At 70.2% G+C, this 7,642-nt stretch carries 4 protein-coding genes; 1 reads left to right on the top strand and 3 read right to left on the bottom strand.

The annotated features are described in order from the left end of the window. Position 1 precedes the first annotated feature (1 nt). Positions 2 to 178: a cupin domain-containing protein gene (locus D7Y13_RS49590; RefSeq protein ID WP_439329250.1), complete on the top strand. Its 177-nt coding sequence runs from the start codon at positions 2 to 4 to the stop codon at positions 176 to 178. Here D7Y13_RS49590 and ffh read toward each other — a convergent pair. The 3 genes from ffh to D7Y13_RS34915 all read right to left on the bottom strand — a co-directional run. Continuing rightward, a complete protein-coding gene (ffh, locus tag D7Y13_RS34925) occupies positions 120 to 1,775 on the bottom strand; it encodes a signal recognition particle protein (RefSeq protein WP_120531293.1) in 1,656 nt (551 codons plus the stop codon). The two genes, D7Y13_RS49590 and ffh, sit on opposite strands and share 59 nt — an antisense overlap. A gap of 110 nt (positions 1,776 to 1,885) precedes the next feature. Then, positions 1,886 to 3,199 (bottom strand): glycosyltransferase, encoded by a 1,314-nt coding sequence (locus D7Y13_RS34920; protein WP_120581881.1) that lies wholly within the window; start codon positions 3,197 to 3,199, stop codon positions 1,886 to 1,888. A gap of 19 nt (positions 3,200 to 3,218) precedes the next feature. Continuing rightward, on the bottom strand, positions 3,219 to 7,642 hold a 4,424-nt coding region (locus D7Y13_RS34915; protein WP_147452561.1), incomplete at its 5' end, for a non-ribosomal peptide synthetase.

The raw sequence follows: 7,642 nt of genomic DNA, 5'->3' as shown, positions 1-7,642 counted from the left end.
GGTGTTCGCGCCGCACCGTCACCTGGGACCGGCCGAAATCTTCATCCTCTCCGGCTCGACGCAGGACCGCATGGGCATCACCCGTCCGGGCGACTACGAGTTCGAGCCGCTGAAGCGGACTACTTCTTCTTGCGGTTCTTCTTCTTGTTCTCCTTCTCCTTCTTGCGCCGCTCCTTGAGCGCGTCGCGATCCTCCGTCTTGCCCACCGCCGGCGGCGCGTAGCCCATCAGGCGGGCCTTGGCCATCGCGGCCTGGCCCATGGGGGGCGTGTAGCCCGGGGCGATCTGCGGCAGCTGCATGGGCATTCCACCCATGCCGCCCATCCCGCCTCCCAGCCCCGCCATGGCCTTCTCCAGCGCCTTCGGGTCCTTCCCGAACATGCTGCCCAGGTCCATGTTCTTCATCTGGCCCAGCTGCCCCAACTGCTTGAAGCCGGGGATGCGGCCCAGCAGGCCCGGGTTCTGGCCGATGGTGCCCATCACCTGCTGCATCATCCCGAACTTCTGCAGCAGCTCCTTCACCTCTTCCGGCTTGCGCCCGCTGCCCTTCGAGATGCGGTTGATGCGGCTGGCATTGATGAGGTCCGGACGCAGGCGCTCCTTCTGCGTCATCGAGTCGTACATCGCCTCGATCTTCGTGAGCTCCTTCTCATCCGGGTTCAGGTGCTCGGTGAGGTCCCCGAAGAGCGGGAACTTCTCCAGCAGGTCCTTGAGCGGGCCCATCTTGCGGACCATGCGGATCTGCTCGACGAAGTCCTTCATCGAGAACTGGCCGGACAGCAGCTTGCGCGCGTCGTCCTCGGCCTTCTTCTCGTCGACGACCTTCTCGAAGTCCTTCATCAGGCCGACGATGTCGCCGAAGCCCAGGATGCGGCCCGCGAGGCCCTCCGGACGGAACTCCTCCAGCTTGTCCATCGACTCGCCCATGCCGAGGAACTTGATGGGCTTGCCCGTCACCTCCTTGATGGACAACGCCGCGCCACCACGCGCGTCACCGTCCAGCTTCGTCAGGATGAAGCCGTCCAGCGTCAGGCGCCGGTCGAACTCGGCCGCCGTGCGCACCGAGTCCTGGCCAATCATCGCGTCGCACACCAGCAGGATGGTGTCCGGCTGCACGTTGGACTTGATGGCCTCCAGCTCCGTCATCAGCGTCTCATCGATGGCGAGCCGACCGGCGGTGTCGATGAGCACCACGTCGCACTTCTGCTCGCGCGCGGCCGCGTAGCCCCGCTTCGCCAGCTCCGGGGGCTGGATGCCGGGCTCGAAGTACACGGGGACCTTCAGCCGCTCGCCCAGCACCTTGAGTTGGTCGACGGCGGCCGGACGGTAGATGTCCGCCGCGACCAGCAACGGCTTGCGCCCTTCCTGGAGGAGCCGGCTGGCGAGCTTGCCCGTCGTCGTCGTCTTACCGGAGCCCTGGAGGCCCACCATCATGATGCCGGACAGCTGACCCTTGGGCTTCAGGTGGAGGCTGGTGTCCACCGGCCCCATCAGGGCTTCCAGCTCGTCGTGGCAGATCTTGATGAAGTGGTCCATCGCGCTCACGCGGCGCTTCTGGCCCCCGGCGTCCGTGACGGTGGTCTGCACCACCTCGCCCACGGCCTTCTCGCGGACGCGGGCGACGAACTTCTTCACCACGTCGAAGGCGACGTCGGCCTCCAACAGGGAAACGCGGATGTCTCGCAGCGACTCGTCCACCAGGTCGGGGGTGAGTTCGCTCTTGCCGGCGAGGCGGTTCTTGGCGGCCCGGAAGCCCTTGGTGACGGTCTCAAGCATGGGGGGCGCTTTATAACAGGGCCTCGCAGGATGCGACGGCCACGGAAGCCCCGGCCGTCCAGCAGTGGAGGAATCAAGGGACCCCCCGGGGCGTCACGGCCCCTGGACCCTCAGGGCGCCCCGAGGAGGCCCTCCACCGCCTCCACTCCCCGGTCCGAACCGTCCAGGGCGAGGAAGGCCTTCCGCATCGCGTCCACCCGGGTCCGGACGCCCGGGTCCCCCACCACCGCGTCCAGCAGGGCGGACAGCGTGTCGGGGGTGGCCCGCCGGATGTCGCCCTGGCGCCCTAGCCCGTGGTGCACCACCCGGGCGGCATTGCCGGGCTGGTCCAGGCCCGTGGGGAACACCAGCATGGGGACGCCCAGGCAGAGGCATTCCTTCACGCTGTTGAGGCCCCCGTGGGTCACCATCACCGAAGCCTTGCGCAGCGCCGCGAGCTGGGGCGCGAAGGGCACCACCGTGGCGTTGGCGGGGATCCGGAAGTCCGCCGCCGCCAGGTTCGCTCCCACCGCCATCAGCAGCCGCCAGTCCTGCCGGCGGGCCACCATGTCCAGCACCGCCTGGAAGAAGGGCCGGTGCGCCGCGGCACGGTGCCCCAGGCTTCCCAGCGAGCAGTAGAGGAGGGGGCGCGGGTCCTGCTCCACCTCTGGCGGCAGGGACGCACCGGCGCGCTCCAGGTCCACCCCCGGCCCGATGTAGTGGAGGTTCTTCGTCGACGCGCGCGGGAAGTCGAAGGCCTCCGCGCAGGCAATCAGCGTGGGAAGGTCCACGTGCGGCCCGTGCTGGAGGTGGGTGCGGAAGTCGCAAAGCGCCCCCACCTCCGGGTGGCGCTGCGTCAGGACCTGGACCTGCTCCCTCAGGAACCGCCCGTAGCCGGCCCGGCCGGCCTGCGCCTGGAGCGTCCAGGCCGCGCGCACCTTGAACCGGGACCAGGCGCCCGTGGGCGGCGGAGCGGTGCTGGTCAGCGGGGGCACGCCAGCGTCGGCGCGCAGCGGCAGCGTGGTGCTGAAGAGGGCCGTGCCGAGGCCCAGCCGGCGAGCGGCGAGCGCGGGCAGGGGATAGGTGCTGTCGACCAGCAACAGGTCGGGACGCAGCTCGCGCAGGTGCGCCTCGAAGGCCGGCCCGAAGAGCAGCTCCGAGGCGTAGGCCTGCAGCCGGCGCTGCATCTCCTGGGCGACCTGCTGCTTCTTCTCCCGGGGCGCGTCCGAGCCCAGCGTGGACTCCGAGGCGTCCCGGAAGCCCCTGGGGAACAGCGCTTCGCTCACCGGCGTGAAGGGCCAGCCCTGGGCTCGCACCGGCTCCTCGGCGTCGGAGAGCGACAGGTAGTGCACGTCGTGGCCTCTCGCGCGGAGCCTCCGGGCGAGGTGGAAGGTCGCGTGGATGTGGCCGACCTGGGCGAGGGGAAAGAAGGCGATTCGGGCCATGGGGTGTGTGCTCGGCGCGTCAGGCGGACTGTTTGGGGGGGAGGGCTTCGTCGCTCGGGGCTTCCGCCCACCGGGCCTTCAAGTGGGTCGCGAGCGTCTGGACGTGGGGGGCTCTGAGCAGCGAGTAGTGGTCTCCCGGCACGTCCTGGACCTCCAGGTGGTCGGGCGCCACCTGACGCCAGCTGTGCTCCTGCTCCAGCGGATCCTTCCCCGGATCGCTGGAACGGAACAACACGAGGGAGCCCGTATAGCGCTGGGGCCGGTAGGCGGTGTTTGCCCGGAGGTTGCTTTCGAAGACCTGTCGCAGGGCTCGCAGCCGGGGCAGCTCCGTGTCCGGCGGGACGGCGGCGCTCCGGCGGCCTTCCTCCAGGAGCTGCTGGAGCAGCGCGTCCGGTTCCAGGTTCGCCAGGGCCTCATCCGACGTGGGGGGCGGCTCACCGGAGATGGCCGCGAGGTCCCGGGCGAAGAGGGCGGTCATGATCGCGGTGGTCTCCTCGGAGGGCAGGGGGCTTTCGGGGGCTCCCGCGTGGCCGTCGATGATGGCCAGCAGCGCCACCTTCTCGCCCTGACGCTGGAGCTGCTGGGCCATCTCGAGCGCGATGTTGCCGCCCAGGGACCAGCCTCCCAGGAGGTAGGGCCCGTGGGGCTGGAGGCTCCGCACCGCGGCCACGTAGGTCGTCGCCAGCGCCTCCACGGTGTCCAGCGGCGGCTGTTCTCCGTCCAGCCCCGGCGCCTGCAGTCCGTGGAAGGGTTGATCCGGTCCGAGGGCGCGCGCCAGCTCCGTGTAGCAGAGGACACTGCCGCCCACCGGGTGCACGCAGAAGAAGGGACGCTGGCTGCCACCCCGGCCCAGCGTGACGAGCGGGGACCAGGGCCGGGGCTCCTGCCGCAGCAGGCGCGCCAGGTGTTCCACCGTGGCGTCCTCGAAGAGCGCCGACATGGGCAGCGCGTGGCCCAGCTCCTTTTCAATCCGCCGCAGCAGCTTGACCGCGAGCAGCGAGTGGCCTCCCAGGTCGAAGAAGCTGCTCGTCACACCCACCGGTCCCTGGCCGAGCGTCTCCTCGAAGAGCGCCGCCAGCTGGTGCTCCAGCGCATCCCGGGGAGGGACGAAGGTGTTCGCGCTGGACGCGGTCGCATCCGGTGACGGGAGCGCCTGGAGGTCCACCTTGCCGTGCGCCGTGAGGGGCAGTTGCTCCAGCACGACGATGTGGGACGGGATCATGAAGGGGGGCAGGAGCGTGCCCAGCCAGGTCCGCGTTTCGGAGGCCTCCAACCGGTGTCCGTCCCGGGCCGTGACGTAGGCCACGAGCCGCTTGTCGTCCGCGGCGTCCTCCCGCACCCGTACGGCGGCCTGACGCACGCCGGGATGTTGCTCCAGGGCGGCCTCCAGCTCGCCCAGTTCGATGCGGAAGCCCCGCACCTTGACCTGGGTGTCCGAGCGGCCCAGGAACTCCAGCTCACCGTTCGCGAGGAAGCGCGCGCGGTCCCCGGTCCGGTACAGCCGGGCCCCGGGCTCTTGCGCGAAGGGATGCGGGATGAAGCGCTCGGCGGTCAGCCCGGGCCGGTTCAAGTAGCCGCGCGCGAGTCCAGGCCCTCCCACGAACAGCTCCCCGGGGACTCCCCTGGGAACGGGATGCAGTCGCCGGTCCAGGACGTAGACCTGGACGTTCGCCAGCGGGCGCCCGATGGACGGGCGGGTGGTGTCCACGTCCTCGCTGACCGTCGCGCAGACCGTCACCTCGGTGGGGCCGTAGGCATTGAGGAAGCGGCGTCCCGGCTTCCACCGCTTCGCGAGCTCCGGCGTGCAGGCCTCGCCCGCGGAGGTCACCGTCTGGAGCGTGGGAAGCGCGTCCGGGTCGAGCTGCGCCAGGGCGGAGGGCGTGAGCGTCGCGGTGGTGATGGCCTGGGCCTGGAGCAGGCCCTGGAGCGGCGCTCCGGGCAACAGGGCGTCCCTGGGCGCGAGGCACAGCGCGGCCCCGGACAGGAGCGCGGAGAAGATCTCCCAGATGGCCGCGTCGAAACCGGTGGCCGCGAACTGCAGGGCCCGCTGGCCGGGGCCCAGGTGCTGCACCCGTGCTGCCTCCAGCGCCGTGTTGCACAGGCCCCGGTGCGACAGCAGCGTGCCCTTGGGCCGCCCCGTGGAGCCCGAGGTGTAGATGGCATAGGCCAGGTGTTCGGGATGCGTGACGGTGGGCAGGGAACTCCGGGGCCTGCGCGCCACCTGGCTCCATTCCGAATCCAGGCAGAGCAACAGCTCTCCCTGCGCGGGGAGTTCGTCGGCGAGCGCTTCCTGGGTGAGCACCAGGGGAAGCACGGCGTCGCGCATCATGAAGGCGAGCCGTTCGCTCGGATAGGCCGGATCGAGGGGGACGAAGGCGCCTCCTGCCTTGAGCACGCCCAGCGCTCCGATGATCAACTCCGGCGAGCGCTCCAGGCACAGACCGACGCGGCCCTCCGGCCCGATGCCCAGGGCGCGCAGGTGGTGCGCGAGCTGGTTCGCCCGGGCATCCAGCTCCTGATACGTGAGCTGTTCTCCTCCAATGACAACCGCCGGGGCCTCCGGAGTGCTTCGGGCCTGGGCCTCGAAGAGGACGTCCGCGCGGGTGTCGGGCAGGGGCCGGGGCGGCGTGGAACGCCCGTCCGCCAGGATTCGCCGCTGGGTTTCCTCGGACAGGAGTGGGAGTCCGCAGACGCGGGTGTCTGGGTTTGACGCGGCGGCGTCCAGGAGCACCCTCAGGGCTTCGAGGAGCTGATCGATGCCCTGGGCGGTGAAGAGGTCCGTGGCGTATTCACACACGAAGGACAGACCCTTCGCCTGCTCCGCGACGACCAGCGTGAGGTCCAGCTTGGCGGAAGCGGCTTCTTCCTCCGTGCCCAGGCCCCTGAGCGTCAGGCCGGGCAACTCCATCACGCCGCCCTGGGGCGTGGACTGGTAGGTGAGCTTCACCTGGAACAGCGGGGCGTGCCGCAGGCTTCGCTCGGGGTTGAGGACCCGGACCAGCTCCTCGAAGGGCAGGTCCTGGTGGGCCTGGGCGTCGAGCACGCCATCCCGTGTCTGATGCAGCAGCTCCCGGAAGGTAGGGGCTCCGTCCAGCCGGCTTCGCAGGGCGAGCTGGTTGACGAAGAAGCCCATCAACCCTTCGACTTCGGCGTGATGGCGGTTGGCCACGTCCGTGCCGATGATCAGGTCGTCCTGTCCGGAGTAGCGGTGCAGCAGGACCTGGAACGCCGTCAGCACCAGCATGAAGGGCGTGACGCCTTCTGCACGGGCCCGCTCGCGCAGGGCCTCCGCGTCGGGCAGGCGCAGGGTTCGCGTGGCCCCGTGATGCGAGCGCACCGCGGGCCTCGGGTGCTCCGTGGGCAGGCTCAAGACCTGGGGCGCTCCCGCGAGGTGCTGACGCCACCAGGTGAGCTGGGCTTCGAGGACATCCCCCTTCAACCAACCCTGCTGCCAGGCGGCGTAGTCCGCGTACTGGACCGGGAGCGGGGGCAGCGGCGAGGGACGCTGTTCGCGGAACGCCGTGTAGAGCAGGCCCAGCTCGCGGATCAGCAGCGACATGGACCAGCCGTCCGAGATGATGTGGTGCACCGTCACGAGCAACAGGTGCGCGCGCGCGTCCAGGCGGTACAGGCGCGTGCGCAGCAGCGGACCCCGCGCGAGATCAAAGGGACGTTGCGCTTCCTCCAGGGCCAGTCGCTTTGCTTCGGCGGTGCGCTCTTCCACGGACGCCCCGGAGGTCTGCTCCACGGCAAGCGACCATCGCGCGGGCGGCGAGACGCGCTGCACCGCCCCGTCCGCGTCCGCGTCCGCGTGGAAGGTGGTCCGCAGCGATTCGTGGCGCTGGACGAGTTCGTCGAAGCATCGCTCCATCGCCGCGACATCCAGGTCCCCGTCTAGAACGACGGCCGTGGGGATGTTGTAGGCGGGATTGAGGGGTTCGAGCTGGTCGAGGAAGAAGAGGCGCTGCTGGGCGAAGGAGAGCGGGAGTCGGCCCGTGCGCGGGACAGGAAGCAGTGGAGGCGCGACGGGCCCCGACTTCGCTCGCAGGGCCGCATGGATGCGAAGGGAGAGGGAGGCGACGGTGGGTGAGTCGAAGAGGTCGCGAAGCGGCAGGTCGATGCCGAAGGCGGAGCGGATGCGGGAGAGGGCCTGGGTGGCGAGGAGGGAGTGGCCGCCGAGGGCGAAGAAGTTGTCGTGGATGCCGACGCGCTGGAGGTGGAGGACGGAGGCCCAGAGGGAGGCGAGGAGGGACTCGACGTCATCGCGAGGGGCGACGAAGTCCTGGGAGAGCGAAGGCCTGGAGTCAGGGGCGGGAAGGGCCTTGCGGTCGAGCTTGGCGTTGGCGGTGAGGGGGAGTGCCGCGAGGTGAAGGAAGGCGGCGGGCAGCATGTAGTCCGGCAGCCGCGAGGCGAGGAAGGAGCGAAGGGCCTCGGTGGAGGGCG

It is taken from the genome of Corallococcus praedator, from assembly GCF_003612125.1.
Taxonomy (GTDB): Bacteria; Myxococcota; Myxococcia; order Myxococcales; family Myxococcaceae; genus Corallococcus; species Corallococcus praedator.
Note: the sequence above shows the minus strand (reverse complement) of the source record. Positions and strands in the feature narration are given on the sequence as shown.